At 44.1% G+C, this 1,489-nt stretch carries 1 pseudogene; it reads right to left on the reverse strand.

Going from position 1 to position 1,489, the window contains the following annotated elements:
- Positions 1 to 12: 12 nt before the first annotated feature.
- Positions 13 to 1,386 (reverse strand): annotated as a pseudogene (locus L1068_RS21780) (IS4 family transposase).
- Positions 1,387 to 1,489 lie beyond the last annotated feature (103 nt).

Consider the following 1,489-nt stretch of genomic DNA (forward strand, 5'->3'; position numbering starts at 1 on the left):
GCTGTCTCTTGATCACAAGTCAGACTCAAGAGACTTAGCTAAATCGTAGCCTTCAAGGATGGCTTGCAGTTTAAGCCACCCTTGCATTAGCACTTTAACTGAAGCATGTCCTGTACGTTTCGTGTCTTTCCAACCACCAAGCCTAGCAAGCTCCTCATAAGCCCATTTCATATTGAGAGCGGTGTCTGGTAACGTCGTTTTTACTCTCTTTAGCCATAAAAGCTTCCAAGCTTTACCCGATAATACCTGCTCACAACTTGGATTGTTAGGCTGATTACGTGCGAATTTTAGTTGCAATATACGCGTAGCGATAAAACCATGAATAGTGACCAACCTTTCCATGTTTTCTTGGTTTTGTAGGCGTAAGCTTTCTATGTCAGTGCCGTCACTTTTCCACACCTTATGATATTCCTCGACTAACCATCGATGTTCGTAGTAGCTGATTATTGCTAACGCCTCTTCTTTATTTGTAACAGGCTCACTGGTGAGAAGGTGCCAGTTCAACCCGCCTTCTGGGTTACCTCTCTCTGCACAACCAACATAATAAACAGGCAGTGAATGCCCTTTCTTGTTATAAGGGACCTTTAAGCTGACTGATGCGAAGGTGATATCAAGTCTCACTGTACGTGCTTTACGCCCGCCTTTTTGAGCGATTTCGATGTGTTTTGTACCGGCACTTTCTAATTCACTTGCAAAGGAATAGAGCTTATCTTTCCCCTCTTCAATATGGCGGCTTTGCATGGAACGCACGACAAAACGCTGTTGTTCTGTGAGTTTATATTGTAGGTATTCGTAAATGTCTGCTTCTCTATCGCAAACCGATATAACATCTGACATTTTTGTCTGTAGCCGCTGTGCCATCGCACGTGATGCTGACTCCCATTTATAACCCTCTTTTTCTTCATACGGTATTTGGGCGTGTTGTTCTCTTTTCCCTATGGTACTGATATCTCGACTCCAGCGTGATTGTTCGATGAGGCCGACGACCTGATTATCTTGTGGTGAAAAAAGTAAGACGCTGTGCGCCAACATGCCTCGTTGCTTTTTACCTTTCCCAACATGGCCCAATTTATGGCGAATGGAAGGGTGCTTATAAATCAGCGTTGTGGTGTCTTCGAGTGCAAGCAGTAAGCTGTGTGATTATGCTTGCTCAGCGGTGACTTGAAATCCAGACTCGGCTATTGCATTGGCATCAACATGCTCATTACGAATAAACCGATAAGCACCTTCCATGTCGGCGGGAGATTGGGCGATATTCACGAGTGACTATCCTGGTTCCTTGGCGATAGATGAGGCTAATTTTACCAGACGTGCTGTTCTTCTAGGGTTACCGAGATTACTTTTTCCAAACTGCTGTTCAGCCCACTGTTGATGCTTGTTTAGCATCGCTATCTCCAAAATAGGTTTGAAGATCTGATCGCGGAACAAAGATTTAGTTCAAAAAAATCCCCGCTAATTTTTTAGCAGGGATTTGTGTATAAGAGACAGC

The organism is Pseudoalteromonas sp. MMG024, assembly GCF_021654175.1.
Classification (GTDB): Bacteria; Pseudomonadota; Gammaproteobacteria; order Enterobacterales; family Alteromonadaceae; genus Pseudoalteromonas.